At 45.9% G+C, this 20,891-nt stretch carries 5 protein-coding genes; 2 read left to right on the forward strand and 3 right to left on the reverse strand.

Annotated features, from left to right (window positions below; genetic code table 11):
* Positions 1-15: 15 nt before the first annotated feature.
* Complete coding sequence (locus AC21OH_RS01240; RefSeq protein WP_491139906.1) at positions 16-14,667, forward strand: Ig-like domain-containing protein; 14,652 nt, start codon at positions 16-18, stop codon at positions 14,665-14,667.
* Between the two features lie 1,149 nt (positions 14,668-15,816).
* The gene (locus AC21OH_RS01245; protein WP_487370485.1) at positions 15,817-16,017 is read left to right on the forward strand and encodes a hypothetical protein; all 201 of its coding nucleotides are present in this window, start codon (positions 15,817-15,819) and stop codon (positions 16,015-16,017) included.
* A 405-nt stretch (positions 16,018-16,422) separates the two neighbouring features.
* Here AC21OH_RS01245 and AC21OH_RS01250 read toward each other — a convergent pair whose 3' ends face one another.
* From AC21OH_RS01250 to AC21OH_RS01260, 3 genes are all read right to left on the reverse strand, one after another.
* Complete coding sequence (locus AC21OH_RS01250; RefSeq protein WP_487370484.1) at positions 16,423-17,523, reverse strand: cation diffusion facilitator family transporter; 1,101 nt, start codon at positions 17,521-17,523, stop codon at positions 16,423-16,425.
* A 224-nt stretch (positions 17,524-17,747) separates the two neighbouring features.
* Positions 17,748-20,180, reverse strand: coding sequence for a primosomal protein N' (locus AC21OH_RS01255; protein ID WP_487370483.1), 2,433 nt, complete (start codon positions 20,178-20,180; stop codon positions 17,748-17,750).
* Positions 20,181-20,444: 264 nt separating this feature from the next.
* Positions 20,445-20,840, reverse strand: a complete 396-nt coding sequence (locus tag AC21OH_RS01260) for a Rid family detoxifying hydrolase (protein ID WP_487370482.1) — start codon at positions 20,838-20,840, stop codon at positions 20,445-20,447.
* Positions 20,841-20,891: the final 51 nt, after the last annotated feature.

Genomic DNA, 20,891 nt, shown 5'->3' on the forward strand with positions numbered 1-20,891 from the left:
AAATAGGAACACCCCATGAGCACAGTAATCGTAAAAGTAAACAACGCCGTACAAACCATAGCAGAACATCAAGTTGTCACCAAAGACGGACAACCAACAGTCATAAAAGCGACTGAAAAAGCAAACTATGAGCTTGTCAATCCGCAAACAGGCGTAGCGCCTGATCACATAGTGACCAAACGAGTCGGTAAAGATCTACACGTCTCAATGGAAGATGGTGGTCAAGAAAGCGATCTAATCATAGAAGGATATTATGATCAGCCAGATGGCGCATTGATTGGCCAAGCAGAAGATGGCAGCTACTATTACTATGTACCAGATACAGGTGAGGTGGCCGATTATGTGACTGAACTTGAACCTGGTGCAACAGAGGGTCAAGCGTTAGGGGGTAATGCACAGCCTACCCCTTATTGGGTCGGTGCGACTGAAGATGGCGGATTTGCATGGTTGCCATGGCTTGCAGGTCTAGCGGGCATTGGCTTGATAGCTGCGGCGCTTGATGATGACGACGATGATACACCTACGCCTGCACCGGCGCCTGATACCACCGTACCAGATGCCCCTTCAGTAGACAGCGTAACCAATACTGACACAGATGGAGATGGCGTAGAAGACACCACTACGTTAACGGGTAATACAGAACCAGGTGCAACGGTTACAGTAACTGACGAAGATGGTAATGTCATCGGCACCACAACTGCGGATGAAAATGGCGATTACACAGTAGACGTACCTGTAATTGATGAAAACGAAACTGTAGACGTAACAGCAACAGATGATGCGGGTAATGAATCCAATCCAACAGAAGTACAAGGTACTGATGACTCTACAGCCCCAGATGCCCCTTCAGTAGACAGCGTAACCAATACTGACACAGATGGAGATGGCGTAGAAGACACCACTACGTTAACGGGTAATACAGAACCAGGTGCAACGGTTACAGTAACTGACGAAGATGGTAATGTCATCGGCACCACAACTGCGGATGAAAATGGCGATTACACAGTAGACGTACCTGTAATTGATGAAAACGAAACTGTAGACGTAACAGCAACAGATGATGCGGGTAATGAATCCAATCCAACAGAAGTACAAGGTACTGATGACTCTACAGCCCCAGATGCCCCTTCAGTAGACAGCGTAACCAATACTGACACAGATGGAGATGGCGTAGAAGACACCACTACGTTAACGGGTAATACAGAACCAGGTGCAACGGTTACAGTAACTGACGAAGATGGTAATGTCATCGGCACCACAACTGCGGATGAAAATGGCGATTACACAGTAGACGTACCTGTAATTGATGAAAACGAAACCGTAGACGTAACAGCAACAGATGATGCGGGTAATGAATCCAATCCAACAGAAGTACAAGGTACTGATGACTCTACAGCCCCAGATGCCCCTTCAGTAGACAGCGTAACCAATATTGACACAGATGGAGATGGCATAGAAGACACCACTACGTTAACGGGTAATACAGAACCAGGTGCAACGGTTACAGTAACTGACGAAGATGGTAATGTCATCGGCACCACAACTGCGGATGAAAATGGCGATTACACAGTAGACGTACCTGTAATTGATGAAAACGAAACCGTAGACGTAACAGCAACAGATGATGCGGGTAATGAATCCAATCCAACAGAAGTACAAGGTACTGATGACTCTACAGCCCCAGATGCCCCTTCAGTAGACAGCGTAACCAATATTGACACAGATGGAGATGGCATAGAAGACACCACTACGTTAACGGGTAATACAGAACCAGGTGCAACGGTTACAGTAACTGACGAAGATGGTAATGTCATCGGCACCACAACTGCGGATGAAAATGGCGATTACACAGTAGACGTACCTGTAATTGATGAAAACGAAACTGTAGACGTAACAGCAACAGATGATGCGGGTAATGAATCCAATCCAACAGAAGTACAAGGTACTGATGACTCTACAGCCCCAGATGCCCCTTCAGTAGACAGCGTAACCAATACTGACACAGATGGAGATGGCGTAGAAGACACCACTACGTTAACGGGTAATACAGAACCAGGTGCAACGGTTACAGTAACTGACGAAGATGGTAATGTCATCGGCACCACAACTGCGGATGAAAATGGCGATTACACAGTAGACGTACCTGTAATTGATGAAAACGAAACTGTAGACGTAACAGCAACAGATGATGCGGGTAATGAATCCAATCCAACAGAAGTACAAGGTACTGATGACTCTACAGCCCCAGATGCCCCTTCAGTAGACAGCGTAACCAATACTGACACAGATGGAGATGGCGTAGAAGACACCACTACGTTAACGGGTAATACAGAACCAGGTGCAACGGTTACAGTAACTGACGAAGATGGTAATGTCATCGGCACCACAACTGCGGATGAAAATGGCGATTACACAGTAGACGTACCTGTAATTGATGAAAACGAAACCGTAGACGTAACAGCAACAGATGATGCGGGTAATGAATCCAATCCAACAGAAGTACAAGGTACTGATGACTCTACAGCCCCAGATGCCCCTTCAGTAGTTCTTGGTAACGGTGATGACTTCATCACTAGCGACGAAATCGATGATAACGGTAACGTACCGGTCACAGTCACCCTACCAGAAGGCGTAGAAGTTGGTGACACCCTAAGTGTCAATGGTGAAGACAAAGTCCTTACCCAAACAGACGTAGACACCGGTGAGGTTGTGGTTGACGTACCAGCACCATCAGAAGGCGAAACCTTAGAGGTCAATGCCACCATTACTGATCAAGCGGGTAACGAAAGTGATCCGGCAACAACCAGCGCCACCGTAGACACCCAAGCACCAACCGCACCGACAGTTGCTATTGGTAACGGCGATGACTTCATCACTAGCGACGAGATTGATGCAGAGGGTAACGTACCGGTCACCGTCACGCTACCAGTAGATGCCGAAGCGGGCGACACAGTCACCGTAAACGGTGAAGACACCGTATTAACAGAAGACGACATCACCGCAGGTGAAGTGGTCGTAGACGTCCCAGCACCAGCCGAAGGTGAAACGCTAGAGGTTGAAACCACCATCACCGATACTGCCGGTAACGAGAGCGCGCCTGTTAATGACAGTGCGACGGTAGATACCAGTGCCACCAATGCCCCAGTACTACAGATTGGTAACGGTGATGACTTCATCACTAGCGACGAAATCGATGATAACGGTAACGTACCGGTCACAGTTACCCTACCAGAGGGTGTAGAAGTTGGTGACACCCTAAGTGTCAATGGTGAAGACAAAGTCCTTACCCAAACAGACGTAGACACCGGTGAGGTTGTGGTTGACGTACCAGCACCATCAGAAGGCGAAACCTTAGAGGTCAATGCCACCATTACTGATCAAGCGGGTAACGAAAGTGATCCGGCAACAACCAGCGCCACCGTAGACACCCAAGCACCAACCGCACCGACAGTTGCTATTGGTAACGGCGATGACTTCATCACCAGCGACGAGATTGATGCAGAGGGTAACGTACCGGTTACGGTCACGCTACCAGTAGATGCCGAAGCGGGCGACACAGTCACCGTAAACGGTGAAGACACCGTATTAACAGAAGACGACATCACCGCAGGTGAAGTGGTCGTAGACGTCCCAGCACCAGCCGAAGGTGAAACGCTAGAGGTTGAAACCACCATCACCGATACTGCCGGTAACGAGAGCGCGCCTGTTAATGACAGTGCGACGGTAGATACCACTGTACCAGGCGATAGCAATGGCGATGGCACATCAGATACCGCACCAGTAGTCACTATCACCGAAGATACAGATGGCGATGGCTACATCAATGCCGATGAGCTAGAAGGTCCGGTTGACGTCACTATTGAAACGCCTGTCAACACCCAAATCGGTGACACCATCACGGTAACCAACCCTGATGGCAGCACAGAAGACTATGTGGTTACCCAAGACATACTTAACACCGGTCTACAAATCAGCTACCCACAAAGCGACTTCCCAGAAGGTGAAGAAGTAACGGTTACGGCGGTAGTTAAAGATGACGCTGGTAACACCACACCAGAAGGTAGTGGTAGCGCCACCGTAGACACCCAAGCACCAACCGCACCGACAGTTGCTATTGGTAACGGCGATGACTTCATCACTAGCGACGAGATTGATGCAGAGGGTAACGTACCGGTCACCGTCACGCTACCAGTAGATGCCGAAGCGGGCGACACAGTCACCGTAAACGGTGAAGACACCGTATTAACAGAAGACGACATCACCGCAGGTGAAGTGGTCGTAGACGTCCCAGCACCAGCCGAAGGTGAAACGCTAGAGGTTGAAACCACCATCACCGATACTGCCGGTAACGAGAGCGCGCCTGTTAATGACAGTGCGACGGTAGATACCACTGTACCAGGCGATAGCAATGGCGATGGCACATCAGATACCGCACCAGTCGTCACTATCACCGAAGATACAGATGGCGATGGCTACATCAATGCCGATGAGCTAGAAGGTCCGGTTGACGTCACTATTGAAACGCCTGTCAACACCCAAATCGGTGACACCATCACGGTAACCAATCCTGATGGCAGCACAGACGACTATATTGTCACCCAAGACATACTCAACACCGGTCTACAAATCAGCTACCCACAAAGCGACTTCCCAGAAGGTGAAGAAGTAACGGTTACGGCGGTAGTTAAAGATGACGCTGGTAACACCACACCAGAAGGTAGTGGTAGCGCCACCGTAGACACCCAAGCACCAACCGCACCGACAGTTGCTATTGGTAACGGCGATGACTTCATCACTAGCGACGAGATTGATGCAGAGGGTAACGTACCGGTCACAGTTACGCTACCAGTAGATGCCGAAGCGGGCGACACAGTCACCGTAAACGGTGAAGACACCGTATTAACAGAAGACGACATCACCGCAGGTGAAGTGGTCGTAGACGTCCCAGCACCAGCCGAAGGTGAAACGCTAGAGGTTGAAACCACCATCACGGATACTGCCGGTAACGAGAGCGCGCCTGTTAATGACAGTGCGACGGTAGATACCACTGTACCAGGCGATAGCAATGGCGATGGCACATCAGATACCGCACCAGTAGTCACTATCACCGAAGATACAGATGGTGATGGCTACATCAATGCCGATGAGCTAGAAGGTCCGGTTGACGTCACTATTGAAACGCCTGTCAACACCCAAATCGGTGACACCATCACGGTAACCAACCCTGATGGCAGCACAGAAGACTATGTGGTTACCCAAGACATACTTAACACCGGTCTACAAATCAGCTACCCACAAAGCGACTTCCCAGAAGGTGAAGAAGTAACGGTTACGGCGGTAGTTAAAGATGACGCTGGTAACACCACACCAGAAGGTAGTGGTAGCGCCACCGTAGACACCCAAGCACCAACCGCACCGACAGTTGCTATTGGTAACGGCGATGACTTCATCACTAGCGACGAGATTGATGCAGAGGGTAACGTACCGGTCACCGTCACGCTACCAGTAGATGCCGAAGCGGGCGACACAGTCACCGTAAACGGTGAAGACACCGTATTAACAGAAGACGACATCACCGCAGGTGAAGTGGTCGTAGACGTCCCAGCACCAGCCGAAGGTGAAACGCTAGAGGTTGAAACCACCATCACCGATACTGCCGGTAACGAGAGCGCGCCTGTTAATGACAGTGCGACGGTAGATACCAGTGCCACCAATGCCCCAGTACTACAGATTGGTAACGGTGATGACTTCATCACTAGCGACGAAATCGATGATAACGGTAACGTACCGGTCACAGTTACCCTACCAGAGGGTGTAGAAGTTGGTGACACCCTAAGTGTCAATGGTGAAGACAAAGTCCTTACCCAAACAGACGTAGACACCGGTGAGGTTGTGGTTGACGTACCAGCACCATCAGAAGGCGAAACCTTAGAGGTCAATGCCACCATTACTGATCAAGCGGGTAACGAAAGTGATCCGGCAACAACCAGCGCCACCGTAGACACCCAAGCACCAACCGCACCGACAGTTGCTATTGGTAACGGCGATGACTTCATCACCAGCGATGAGATTGATGCAGAGGGTAACGTACCGGTTACGGTCACGCTACCAGTAGATGCCGAAGCGGGCGACACAGTCACCGTAAACGGTGAAGACACCGTATTAACAGAGGACGACATCACAAACGGTGAAATCGTGGTTGACGTTCCAGCACCAGCCGAAGGTGAAACGCTAGAGGTTGAAACCACCATCACCGATACTGCCGGTAACGAAAGCGCGCCTGTTAATAACAGTGCGACGGTAGATACCATCGTACCAGGCGATAGCAATGGCGATGGCACATCAGATACCGCACCAGTAGTCACTATCACCGAAGATACAGATGGCGACGGCTACATCAATGCCGATGAACTAGAAGGTCCGGTTGACGTCACTATTGAAACGCCTGTCAACACCCAAATCGGTGACACCATCACAGTAACCAACCCTGATGGCAGCACAGAAGACTATGTGGTTACTCAAGATGTATTAAACACCGGTCTACAAATCAGCTACCCACAAAGCGACTTCCCAGAAGGTGAAGAAGTAACGGTTTCAGCGGTAGTTAAAGATGACGCTGGTAACACCACACCAGAAGGTAGTGGTAGCGCCACCGTAGACACTCAAGCACCAAGCGCACCGACAGTCGCGATAGGTAACGGCGATGACTTCATCACCAGCGATGAGATTGATGCAGACGGTAACGTACCGGTCACCGTCACGCTACCAGGTGATGCCGAAGCTGGCGACACAGTTACCGTAAACGGTGAAGAGACCGTATTGACAGAAGACGACATCACAAACGGTGAAATCGTGGTAGACGTTCCAGCACCAGCCGAAGGTGAAACGCTAGAGGTTGAAACCACCATCACCGATACTGCCGGTAACGAAAGCGCGCCTGTTAATAACAGTGCGACGGTAGATACCATCGTACCAGGCGATAGCAATGGCGATGGCACATCAGATACCGCACCAGTAGTCACTATCACCGAAGATACAGATGGCGACGGCTACATCAATGCCGATGAACTAGAAGGTCCGGTTGACGTCACTATTAAAACGCCTGTCAACACCCAAATCGGTGACACCATCACAGTAACCAACCCTGATGGCAGCACAGAAGACTATGTGGTTACTCAAGATGTATTAAACACCGGTCTACAAATCAGCTACCCACAAAGCGACTTCCCAGAAGGTGAAGAAGTAACGGTTTCAGCGGTAGTTAAAGATGACGCTGGTAACACCACACCAGAAGGTAGTGGCAGCGCCACCGTAGACACTCAAGCACCAAGCGCACCGACAGTCGCGATAGGTAACGGCGATGACTTCATCACCAGCGATGAGATTGATGCAGACGGTAACGTACCGGTCACCGTCACGCTACCAGGTGATGCCGAAGCTGGCGACACAGTCACCGTAAACGGTGAAGACACCGTATTGACAGAGGACGACATCACAAACGGTGAAATCGTGGTTGACGTTCCAGCACCAGCCGAAGGTGAAACGCTAGAGGTTGAAACCACCATCACCGATACTGCCGGTAACGAAAGCGCGCCTGTTAATAACAGTGCGACGGTAGATACCATCGTACCAGGCGATAGCAATGGCGATGGCACATCAGATACCGCACCAGTAGTCACTATCACCGAAGATACAGATGGCGACGGCTACATCAATGCCGATGAACTAGAAGGTCCGGTTGACGTCACTATTGAAACGCCTGTCAACACCCAAATCGGTGACACCATCACGGTAACCAATCCTGATGGCAGCACAGACGACTATATTGTCACCCAAGACATACTCAACACGGGTCTACAAATCAGCTACCCACAAAGTGCCTTCCCAGAAGGTCAAGAAACGACGGTTACGGCGGTAGTTAAAGATGACGCTGGTAACACCACACCAGAAGGTAGTGGTAGCGCCACCGTAGACACTCAAGCACCAACCGCACCGACAGTTGCTATTGGTAACGGCGATGACTTCATCACTAGCGACGAGATTGATGCAGAGGGTAACGTACCGGTCACCGTCACGCTACCAGGTGATGCCGAAGCTGGCGACACAGTCACCGTTAACGGTGAAGACACCGTATTAACAGAAGACGACATCACCGCAGGTGAAGTGGTCGTAGACGTCCCAGCACCAGCCGAAGGTGAAACGCTAGAGGTTGAAACCACCATCACGGATACTGCCGGTAACGAGAGCGCGCCTGTTAATGACAGTGCGACGGTAGATACCAGTGCCACCAATGCCCCAGTACTACAGATTGGTAACGGTGATGACTTCATCACTAGCGACGAAATCGATGATAACGGTAACGTACCGGTCACAGTCACCCTACCAGAAGGCGTAGAAGTTGGTGACACCCTAAGTGTCAATGGTGAAGACAAAGTCCTTACCCAAACAGACGTAGACACCGGTGAGGTTGTGGTTGACGTACCCGCACCATCAGAAGGCGAAACCTTAGAGGTCAATGCCACCATTACTGATCAAGCGGGTAACGAAAGTGATCCGGCAACAACCAGCGCCACCGTAGACACCCAAGCACCAACCGCACCAGAAGTAGCGATAGGTAATGGCGATGACTTCATCACTAGCGACGAGATTGATGCAGAGGGTAACGTACCGGTCACCGTCACGCTACCAGTAGATGCCGAAGCGGGCGACACAGTCACCGTAAACGGTGAAGACACCGTATTAACAGAAGACGACATCACCGCAGGTGAAGTGGTCGTAGACGTCCCAGCACCAGCCGAAGGTGAAACGCTAGAGGTTGAAACCACCATCACGGATACTGCCGGTAACGAGAGCGCGCCTGTTAATGACAGTGCGACGGTAGATACCACTGTACCAGGCGATAGCAATGGCGATGGCACATCAGATACCGCACCAGTCGTCACTATCACCGAAGATACAGATGGCGATGGCTACATCAATGCCGATGAGCTAGAAGGTCCGGTTGACGTCACTATTGAAACGCCTGTCAACACCCAAATCGGTGACACCATCACGGTAACCAATCCTGATGGCAGCACAGACGACTATATTGTCACCCAAGACATACTCAACACGGGTCTACAAATCAGCTACCCACAAAGTGCCTTCCCAGAAGGTCAAGAAACGACGGTTACGGCGGTAGTTAAAGATGACGCTGGTAACACCACACCAGAAGGTAGTGGTAGCGCCACCGTAGACACTCAAGCACCAACCGCACCAGAAGTAGCGATAGGTAATGGCGATGACTTCATCACTAGCGACGAGATTGATGCAGAGGGTAACGTACCGGTCACCGTCACGCTACCAGTAGATGCCGAAGCGGGCGACACAGTCACCGTAAACGGTGAAGACACCGTATTAACAGAAGACGACATCACCGCAGGTGAAGTGGTCGTAGACGTCCCAGCACCAGCCGAAGGTGAAACGCTAGAGGTTGAAACCACCATCACGGATACTGCCGGTAACGAGAGCGCGCCTGTTAATGACAGTGCGACGGTAGATACCACTGTACCAGGCGATAGCAATGGCGATGGCACATCAGATACCGCACCAGTCGTCACTATCACCGAAGATACAGATGGCGATGGCTACATCAATGCCGATGAGCTAGAAGGTCCGGTTGACGTCACTATTGAAACGCCTGTCAACACCCAAATCGGTGACACCATCACGGTAACCAATCCTGATGGCAGCACAGACGACTATATTGTCACCCAAGACATACTTAACACCGGTCTACAAATCAGCTACCCACAAAGCGACTTCCCAGAAGGTGAAGAAGTAACGGTTACGGCGGTAGTTAAAGATGACGCTGGTAACACCACACCAGAAGGTAGTGGTAGCGCCACCGTAGACACCCAAGCACCAACCGCACCGACAGTTGCTATTGGTAACGGCGATGACTTCATCACTGCTGACGAAATCGTAAACGGTGAAGTGACAGTAACTGTCGGCTTACCAATAGACGCTCAAGTAGGTGATGTGGTCACGGTGAATGGCGAAGCACAAGCGCCATTGACTCAAGCACAGCTTGATGCAGGTGTAATTACCACCACGGTAATAGCGCCAGCTGAAGGAGAGATCTTGGACGTTGACGCTACCATCACTGATGCTGCGGGTAATGAGAGTGAGCCAGCTACTGATACCGCAACTGTAGACACCTTAGTTCCAGGTGACTCAACGGGTGATGGTAAACAAGATACAGGTCCAGTGGTTACTATCACAGAAGATACAGACAATGATGGTTTCATCAATGCAGAAGAACTTGATGGTGCAGTTGATGTAGTAATTGATATGCCAGTTAATACTCAGGTAGGTGACACAATAACAGTCACTAACCCTGATGGCAGCACCAAAGACTATACCGTTACTCAAGACATTCTAAATAGTGGTCTTAGCATAAGCTACCCAGCAGATCAGTTTGCAGACGGAGTAGAAAGTACCGTTACTGCTACTGTTACTGATGGTCGTATCCCTGAAGCTGACCTAGTCGAAGGTAGTGATAGTGCAACTAAAGACACTGCAGCACCAGCTGCGCCAACAGTTGCTATTGGTAACGGCGATGACTTCATCACCGCTGACGAGATTGATGCAGAGGGTAACGTACCGGTCACCGTCACGCTACCAGATGATGCCGAAGTAGGTGATGTGGTCACGGTGAATGGCGAAGCACAAGCGCCATTGACTCAAGCACAGCTTGATGCAGGTGTAATTACCACCATGGTAATAGCGCCAGCTGAAGGAGAGATCTTGGACGTTGACGCTACCATCACTGATGTTGTCGGTAATGAAAGCGCGCCAGGTACAGACAGTGCAGCGGTAGACGCTGTTATTCCAACTGCTGCACCAGTTGTTACCATCAACGATGTAGATAGCGATGGAAATATTGATAGTGAAGATTTAAATGCTGAGGGCACTGTAACGACGACTATCACCTTCCCAGCAGATTCAGGCTTTAGTGAGGGCGATACTGTAACTATTACTAAGCCAGATGGTACTACAGAGCAAGTTGTTTTAACTGACGATGACCTGACCAATGGTATTGAAACCACGTTTATACCATTAGATGAGAACAACACCAACGTTATTAGTGCTGTAGTAACTGATCCTCAAGGTAATATATCTCCTGAAGGTTCTGATCAAGCCATTACTGACTTGGTGTTCCCTGAAGCTGCACCGATTATTAGAATTATTGAAGATTCGAATGACGACGGTAGTATTAATTCTAGTGAACTACAAGATACAATTGATGTCAGAGTGATATTACCCGCTGGTACAGTAGAAGGTGATACGCTTAGTGTTACAGGCCCTAATGGTACTGTAGACTACACAGTGACCCAACTAATGATTAATAATGGTTTGATACTAAACTATGATCAGTCACTAGTGGCTGAAGGCGACACAGTAAACGTTTCAGCTGTCATCAGAGATAGCGCAGGCAACCAAAGCACTGAAAGCACTGATAGTGCAGTTCTTGATACTTTGGTAAATGCTCCGACTGTAACGCCAAGTACTGATGACGGTAGTGTTACGATTGATCCTCCTGCGGATACTGATGTTGCTTCTATGACCATCAATTATCAAGACGAGTCAGGTGTATTAGTTGAGTTAATTGCGGTAAAAGACAACTCTGGTAATTGGACGTTACCATCAACTGCCCCGACAGGCGTTACTATTGATAACGGCACAGGCGTAGTGACCATTGCTGAGAATTCAGTTTTAGATGGATCTACTGTCACTGCTACTGCAACAGATGCAGTAAATAATGTTAGTGATCCTGCTACCGGTATTGCAGGCAATGACACGCTTATACCTGGTGATAGTGATGGTGATGGTATACCAGATGCGGCAGGTGCGCCAGTGGTCGTGATTGAAGATGGCGGCGATGACTTTGTTAACGCTAGTGAATTAGATAGTAATGACGAAGTGGGCGTCACTGTGACTTTACCAGCAGATAGTGGTTATGAGGCTGGAGACGTTATGACCATAACTAAGCCAGATGGCACAACTGAACAAATCACGTTAACTGATGATCTAATTGCTAATGGTGTTATGACTACATTTACACCTATTGATGGTCAACTAAATACGATAACTGCGGTAGTAGCCGATGCTGAAGATCCAACTATTACTTCTACTCAAGGTGAAGACACTACACAAGTTGACATAACGGCACCTGATGCACCTACTGTAACTTATGTTGAAGATAGCTCACCAGACGACGGACAATTAACGCTTCAAGAATACTTAGCAGGCAATGTCGATGGTCATGATGTAATCTCTGTTCAGATTGATATACCAGCTGGTGTTGCGGTAGGCGATACGTTGACGGTAACTAACCCTGATGGTACTCCGCAAGAATACTCAATCACTCAAGATATGATTGATAATGGGTTACAGATTGATTATCCAGTCTCGCAGTTTCCCTACGGTATAAGTAAAGCAGTAACGGCGAAAATTACCGATGCAGCTGGCAATACATCGCCCTTAGCATCTGATTCGCTAACCAATGCCATTGAAGCGCCGACGATCACTGTTGACCTACAGGACTATATTGATGCTACAGACCCTGCAACTGGTTCTATTAGTGGTAACGACGTTACGGGTACAGGTATACCAAACAGTACTGTCACAGTGCAAGATCAGAGTGGTCAGGTTGAAACCGCAACTGTGGATGCAGATGGTAACTTTATTGTCACTTTTGCTAATGCTCCTACAGGTAGTGTTGAAATCAGTACAGTCGATTTATCTGTATTAGCTACCGTGACGGGTACGGTAACTGACGTGGCTGAGGGTGAGGAGGTGACACTAACCATCCAAGAGTATGATGAAAATAGACTACCGATTGGCGATGCCATCGTAACCACGGCCATAGTCGATGCCGATGGTAATTACTCTACAGAGGTTGATGTATCTGGTTTGAATAATACAGACCAAACTGGCGATGCTGCTCAAGACGAGCACACCCTGGGTGTAGTAGCGCAAGCTACTAACGTGGGTGGTACCAGTTCAGCCACTGACTTACTTTCAGAAAAAGCGGCAGATACTGGATTTGTTATCGATAATCCAGCTATACAATCTGCATTTGATGGAACAGGATTAAACAATGATATGTCATTGGTTTATGGACCATCGGAAACGCAAATTTTACGTGATCAATTCCCAAATTATCTTACGGGCTATACCATTTCTGAAGAAACCAGCTTTACTGACCCGCTATTGTTTACTAATTATAATGACACTTTGATAGTTGATAATTCATTAAACATCTTGGGTAACGATGCTGATGCTCCTAATGATGGCGGAGATCCGAATAACTATGGATCTACAGATGCGGATAGAAATCTAATATCTGTTGATACAGGTGATGGGGATGATACCCTAGGCTTTACCAGCATCGATACTGGCGTAGATGCTCGAATTTATATGGGTGAAGGTAATGATGAATTAATTATCTCTGAGGATGATATCCCTACTGTTGCACGTGTATTTACAGAATCAGGTGATGATATTGTCAGAGTTGCTGACAATGTAAGTGGCGAAATTTATACTGGTAGTGGTAGCGACGAAGTATACATTGATGGAAACTTATTTTCTGACGGTGTGGCAGTTACTGGTTTGGTTGATTTAGGTAGTGGAAGGCCGATGCCGAGCTCCTATCTCACAGAATATCAAGATGGGTCAGGGTTAAGTCTAGGTAATGATGATAATACTGATAGTGCATCGGATACTAATTATTTAAGAGTAGGTGGCACAATTACTGGTGAAGTATTTGGTGGGCTGGGTCAAGATACTATTGAGGTCACAGGTAATATCGGTGCTGGTAATATTGCCTACGATAATACTGCAAGTATTGATACTGGTGGTGGTGATGATAGCGTAACAGCTGAAAACTTGGTTAACGGTCAAGTAAGTACTGGAGACGGTAATGACGTAGTCAATGTAGGCGATGTCAGAAATCAATCCTTTGTTAATAGTGGGGCAGGTAATGATGAAATCAATTTGACTGGTAACCTTGCTACCACATCATATATCTGGTCTGGTACCGGTAATGATACTATTAATATTGATGGCTTCATCAGTGCGGCTTCGGAGGTATTATCTGGCGCTGGTGATGACAACTTAAAGGTTGGTGGTGATATTGACGGCGATGTGAATATGGGAACAGGTAATGATTCTATAACTGCTTCACGTTTCACTGGTGACAGTGCTACTGGAGCTAAAGTAGAGATGGGTGATGGGATTGACTCTATAACCTTGACCGATGTCGTGACAGGCGCTGGTGATAATGCTAGATTAGATAACATTACCAATGTAGAGTTAATAGATTTAAGCTCCGCCGGTCAACAGGTTTTAGATTTTGTAAATGCAGAAGCGGTTCGTCAGAATGGTTCCGGCAACGATGATAATACCTTATACATTAACGGTACCAGCGAAGATGAAGTCAATATCGGTAGACAAAGCCAAACTGGTAACAGTTATAATGACGTAGCGTCGGATTCAGGTCAATGGCAATTTGACACTGCTAACGACAAGGTTGTAGATAGTGTTAATTATAATCTATGGACTTACGATGGTGATAATGGTCAAGCCCAGGTCTATATTGCTGATACAATTAATGTTATTTAATCTACAATAAAACTTTAATGTTAAAAATGGTTAAAAAAACGCCTTTTTACGATTAATGCCAGTCAGTTAAGTCTAAATCCGAAGAAAAGTAATAAAATAGCTCATCTATAACTAGATGGGCTATTTTACTATGAGACTACAAAAAGCTATTATTTAGACGCATAAAAGGATCCCAGACACCTTAGAACAATTCAAAGTATTAATAGACCCTAACTGGATACAGCAGGCCTAAGAATATACATGCAGAGCTAGCATTAGAAGGCGGAAGCTACCTGCCTAACACGTTGTTTGGCTGGACATCGGCTCCGCCTTATATTGAAACCTTTCCATATGGTATATCACAGAGCAAATGCGGCTTAATCTAGACTCACAAGCTTGAGTACCCAGTGCTGTTGTACAAGCAAGACAACGCCTCGGGCATGAATCTCTATAGCAGCTATTTAATCAATTAAGTGCGCACTACCAAACGGAATTATAAGACCAGCAACAAGACTTTATGGGACTTTGCGTCCAAGCCGTAGTTCGAGTCGTATACTCATTGCATACACCAATGGGAACCTTCAGCACTTTAGCTCACAAAGGTAGAACCCAACAGGCGACTTATCCATAAATGCGTTCGGTATGCCTTATCAATACTGAAACTCATGAGATCATTGGCACAGCTCTTAGAGATATGGGTCAAGGAGAGATCACTTTAGCTCGTCAACTAAACGTTCAAGTTTATAACATTACGCCCTTCAATAAAGCCTATTTCTCAGCAGACCTACTGATTAGTTAGAAACAAACTTATCCAAACAGACACTGGATCATGCGTGCTAAAGATAATTTGCGTTACAGTGTGATTAAAACCTTCAGCGAAGGGGACTACTTGATACAAATGCCAGTTTCTCCTTAGGCTCAAAATAAAATCCCAAACCTACCCGATACGTTGCAAGCTCGATTAATTGAGTGTAGTTATGAGGGTAAGACATGACGATATATTACCTCTTTAATAGATGATAAACGCTTTATCAAGAATAAAGTGGTACAGCTGTAATTGCAGCGCTGTGAGATCGAGATGATGTATCGAGAAATTAAGTCAGATTTACATAAGGGGCTATAATTAAGAAGTAAGCTGCCACAGCTTGTGTTACGAGAGTTATGGGGCTTATGATTGCTTATATTCTAATAAGACGTTTGATGCGCTATATGGTTGTTATAGCTAAGGTTTGCCCTCTACGAATTAAATTTCATATGGCGTCTATTAAGATTGTTGATTTGTTACGGTTTGCGCCTTTACAGGCTTCAGGTGTCTTACCAAAGCTGTTAGATGCACTTTTAGAGTTGGAGAAATTGTTTGTCATTCCTTAGCGTATAAAGCGATCTTGCCGGAGGGTAGGTAAGGGTAAACCACTAAAATATCCTAAAAAAACCAGGCAGCGTAAATTGAATGGCATTACTCGCAATGAGGGCGTTTTTTTATGCCAGTTCATAATGGAATAAGTTTAGATGCAGATCTATCCAATAATAGAACTATAAGAATGAAACAATTAATGCGCAGTACGATAGGATTTAAATCAATGAAAATTTTGATTGAAATCATTGATAACTAACACTCTTTATATAACTGTCAATGGTTTGAACCAATTCAATATAACTTAACTTTTCAAGTGACTTGTACTTATTCGATAAGAATTAATAAATTCTATATAGTCTAAGCGGCTATTAATTATCAAGGACAGTCCTTAAATTTCTATAAATAATAACTTGAATCGGTTAATGATGATGTCTGTGATGGTGCCCAGTATGACTGGCTGCAAGTGTATTCTCTGGATCGTCTAACGAACACACAATGGCATCAAGCCGATTATGCGGATGCTCAATCGACTCAACCTGAATCGTTGTATGGCTAATACCCAGTTTTTCTAAACTATGCTCTAAATCATGAATGAGTTCACTGGCTTTTAAAATACGCAGGTTACCATCGACAACTACATGACATGATAGAGAATGAATGCCACTTGTTATGGTCCAAACATGTAAGTCGTGAACAGTAATAACGTGGTGATGCGACTCTATGGTTTGTTTGACTTCCTCTAATGAAATCTCTTTAGGGGTTCCTTCCATTAGAATGTGGGTTGACGCTTTTACTACTCTAAAGCCGCTTATTAATATAAGAATAGCAACGATAACAGACGCGACAGGATCCGCCCATACCCATCCTAACCACATCATCAAGAGTGCCGCTATAATAGCTGCCAATGAACCCAATAAGTCGCCAATAACGTGCAAATAAGCACTGTGCATATTTAAATTTTTCTCACCAGGGTTAGATGAGTCATGCTGATGGTCATCATTATGAGAATGGTGATGTCCATGTGCTGACCCATCACGATGTAATAGCCAAGCTACCAATAAGTTAACGCAAAATCCGATGCCTGCGATGATCAACATACCCATTGATGCCACTTCTGGCGGTGAGGTAAATCTGTCGATGGCTTCCCACATAATCATAATAGCGATAATGATCAACGTGGCGCCATTTGCTCCAGCAACTAATATCTCAAATCGTTTATAACCAAAAGTCTTTTGTTCATTGGCGGATTTTTCACCAATATTAAAAGCGAGTAACGTCGCACCCAAAGCTGCAGCATCAGATAGCATGTGTCCTGCATCAGATAAAAGCGCCAAACTGTTGGTTAAGACACCACCAATAGCTTCAATGAGCATAAAAAATGTGATGATTAGAAAACTAAACAACAATGTGCGGCGCTGTTTACTCATATCTCTTGCAGTGGGTTCATTATGAAAATGCGGGGGATGATGCGCAGCAGTAGGTTCTGAATTATCGTTCAAATTTGGCTTTTGCGAGGTCATAGCGTAACACCTTATTAAACAAACACAATTCAACACTCTATAGGCATAATAAAGTCTAGAGGCTAAGCATTCTATTAATCAGACCAGTAGCATGTTATAGTCGGTCAATTACTAAACGGTTACGGCGTTAACCTCGCTAAGCCTCCATGAGTAGTACTTGCACTCGGTTGCCTTGTGACTACTTTAAAGTTCTGTGACTATATATAATAAGCCATACTCCCATATTACCACCCTATAGGATCTATATCTAACGTAAGCTTTAAGTACTTAGCGGACGGTAGCTGTATGACTTGTGGCCACCATACGTTTAATATCTGGTGTAGGTCAGAGCGCTGTTTGGCAAGTAACAAAAGCTGACTATGATAGCGACTGTTCTTCTTTTTCATAGGCGCATCAATCGGGCCCAAAATAGCCAAATTGTGGGGCGGCAATATACCGACCGCATCTTTAAGCGCTTGCGTTGTTCGCGCTAAAGTTTTACCTTCGCAGCGTATTAAAGCTGCGAAAGTGTAAGGAGGAAGACCAAGGAGCTTGCGCTCATTGAGTAACTCTAATGCAAAGGCGTGGTATCCTTCATGCACCAATTTTTGTAATAACGGATTATTAGGCCTCACTGTTTGAATCAGCACTTTACCAGGCTTACTACCGCGTCCTGAACGTCCAGCAACTTGTATCATAAGCTGAGCGGTATGTTCAGGTGATCTAAAGTCGGGAGACAAAAACCCCCTGTCTGCATTGGGTAAGCAAACCAAGGTAACGTTTGGGAAGTGATGGCCTTTTGCGATCATTTGTGTTCCTACCAATATAGCAGGATCGCCTGTGTTTATACGGCGATATAATTCATCCCAACTGTCTTTACGGCGCATGGTATCGCGATCAATTTGTATAATAGGGTATGTACGGACAGACTTTTGAGGATTGGAGAATAACGCATGCAAGCTTTCAGTCAGTCTCGTTGTTCCAATCCCCACCGCACTCAAATTAGTACTTGAACACTCAGGGCAGGCCAAAGGAATAGAGGCTTGCCAATCACAGTGATGACATTTCAAATAGCTGGGCTGATTTTGATTAAGCTGACTATGGTGCAGGGTCATATGCGCTTCACATCGCCTACAGTCTGCTTGCCACCCACAAGCGCTACATAATAATATGGGAGAATATCCACGCCTATTTAAAAAGACGAGCACTTGTTCGCCAGATTCAAGCGTATGACGAATGGCATCTATGGTTTCGTTTGTCAGACCTGTATCTTGGTTCTCTTGAAGGTTTGGCAGTAGGTTATTTTGTTTATCATCTGTATGTGTAGGCAGGTCGCTATACTGCGTCGGCTTATCACGCGCATCGACTAAATACAGAGTTGGTGCAAGTGCGTTTCCTGCCCGTTTGGTTAATATGAGCTCGGTAAGCTTACCCTCTTGAACCAATTTTAAATGATCTAGTGAGGGGGTGGCAGTCCCTAAAATAACTGGTATATTTGCTTTGAAACCTCGATACAATGCTACATCGGCAGCATGATAACGCAAGGTGTCTTGCTGCTTAAAAGACATGTCGTGAGATTCATCTATAATGATAAGTCCAAGCTTATCAAATGGATACAGTACTGATGAGCGGGTACCAATTACAATTTGAGCTCGGCCTTGGCGGCAGTCTTCCCAGCCTTGCATACGCTGTGTATTATTTAGATTTGAATGCAGCAATAAAATATTGGCAGAAAACCGTTCGGCAAACCGTGCTCTGGTTTGCGGGGTCAGTCCTATTTCTGGAACTAAGACTAAAACTTGTTTACCCGCTTCAAGTACATGCTGCATTGATTGCAAATAAACTTCCGTTTTACCACTACCTGTCACCCCATTTAATAAGAACCCTTCATAGATTTTATTATTAAAACAAGTAACGATAGCATCGACCGCAAGTTGCTGCTCTTTGTTCAAATCAAGCGGCATTTTAGCTAGCGTTACCGGCTTGGGTTTAGGTTTTGGAGACATAAAGTGTTCAATAATCCCCAATGTCTCTAACCGTTTCAAAAAGGGGCGCTCCATACCTTCCAACAATAACGTATCTTCGCTAGCGCCTGTTTCGCCATGTAATTTGAGCATCATAAACTGTTGTTTTTGCTTGTGCGCATTCGCTGCAAAATACTCATCTGTGATATGAGGCAAAACCCGCCAATGAGTTTCTAATAAATCAAGCGGTTTACCGTCTCTAATGAGTTTAGGTAACATGACAGATAGTACATCGCCAAGAGGGTAGTGATAGTAGCTTGCGAGCCATGTTGCAAAATCCAGCATATGCTTATCAAAGATCGGAATCTCATCTAAGCTTTCTATGATGGTTTTTAGTTTATTCTCAGGAACATCGCTTTGAGTTAGCGGTACGTGAGCCACAACTATGCCAATGAGCTTTTGGCGTCCGAAGGAGACCTTAACACGGCCGCCAATTGGGGGAAGAAAATCAAAAAGATCTGGGGTACTGTCTTTATTTGATGAATTCTCGATGGTTTGGTTGTCTTTATTCTGATTTTCGTTATTGTGATTGTCGTTATTCTGATTGTCGTTATTAGGGTTATCGTTATTTTGTACATCAATTGATTGATTGGCAGGGGGCAGGTAATCAAATTCTCTATAAAGAGGTACTGGCAGCGCCACACGGATTAACATTAAGGTGACCTCCTCATTAGAACCCAAACCTATTTAATTAAAAAGTGACGTATGTCATTATCATACATCACTCGTTTTTAGTCTTATACACTTTCCCTAGGCATTTAAATGTATGAAACACTTAAATAAACTTATGTAGCGTATAGATCGTTAAGCACATGGCATAAGGCACAAAAGCATAAAATACTGAATAGGCGGATGTGTTAGGGCGTGTTGGAGTATTCGCAAATTAGCATTGATGATAGCAAAATCGTTCCACACGCCCTAATCTTCTATAAATAATATAGATTCAATTTCTACCACAGCACCTTTTGGTAAATCGGCGACTTGTACCGCAGCACGAGCGGGAAACGGCTCAATCAAACGGTTCTTGAAGACAGTATTTAGTGTATCAAAGTCGCTTAAGTCTGTTAAAGAGACGTTAAATTTAACCACATCTTTAAGTGTACCCCCAGCTGCGTGACAAATTGCTTCGATATTATCCATTACCTGTAATGCTTGCGCCTCAAAGCCTTCTGATAATTGCATGCTATTGGGATCGAGTCCTATTTGACCTGAAATATATACAGTACTACCATTTGGGCCAGATATTTTAACAGCTTGAGAATAAGTGCCGACTGCTGAAGGCGCTTTATCAGTATGAATGGTCTCACGAGGCATAATGGGTCCTTATTATTAGATAAATATTATAATTAAATTTTTATTATTTTA

The sequence above is a fragment of the Psychrobacter sp. CX10 genome (assembly GCF_057621575.2).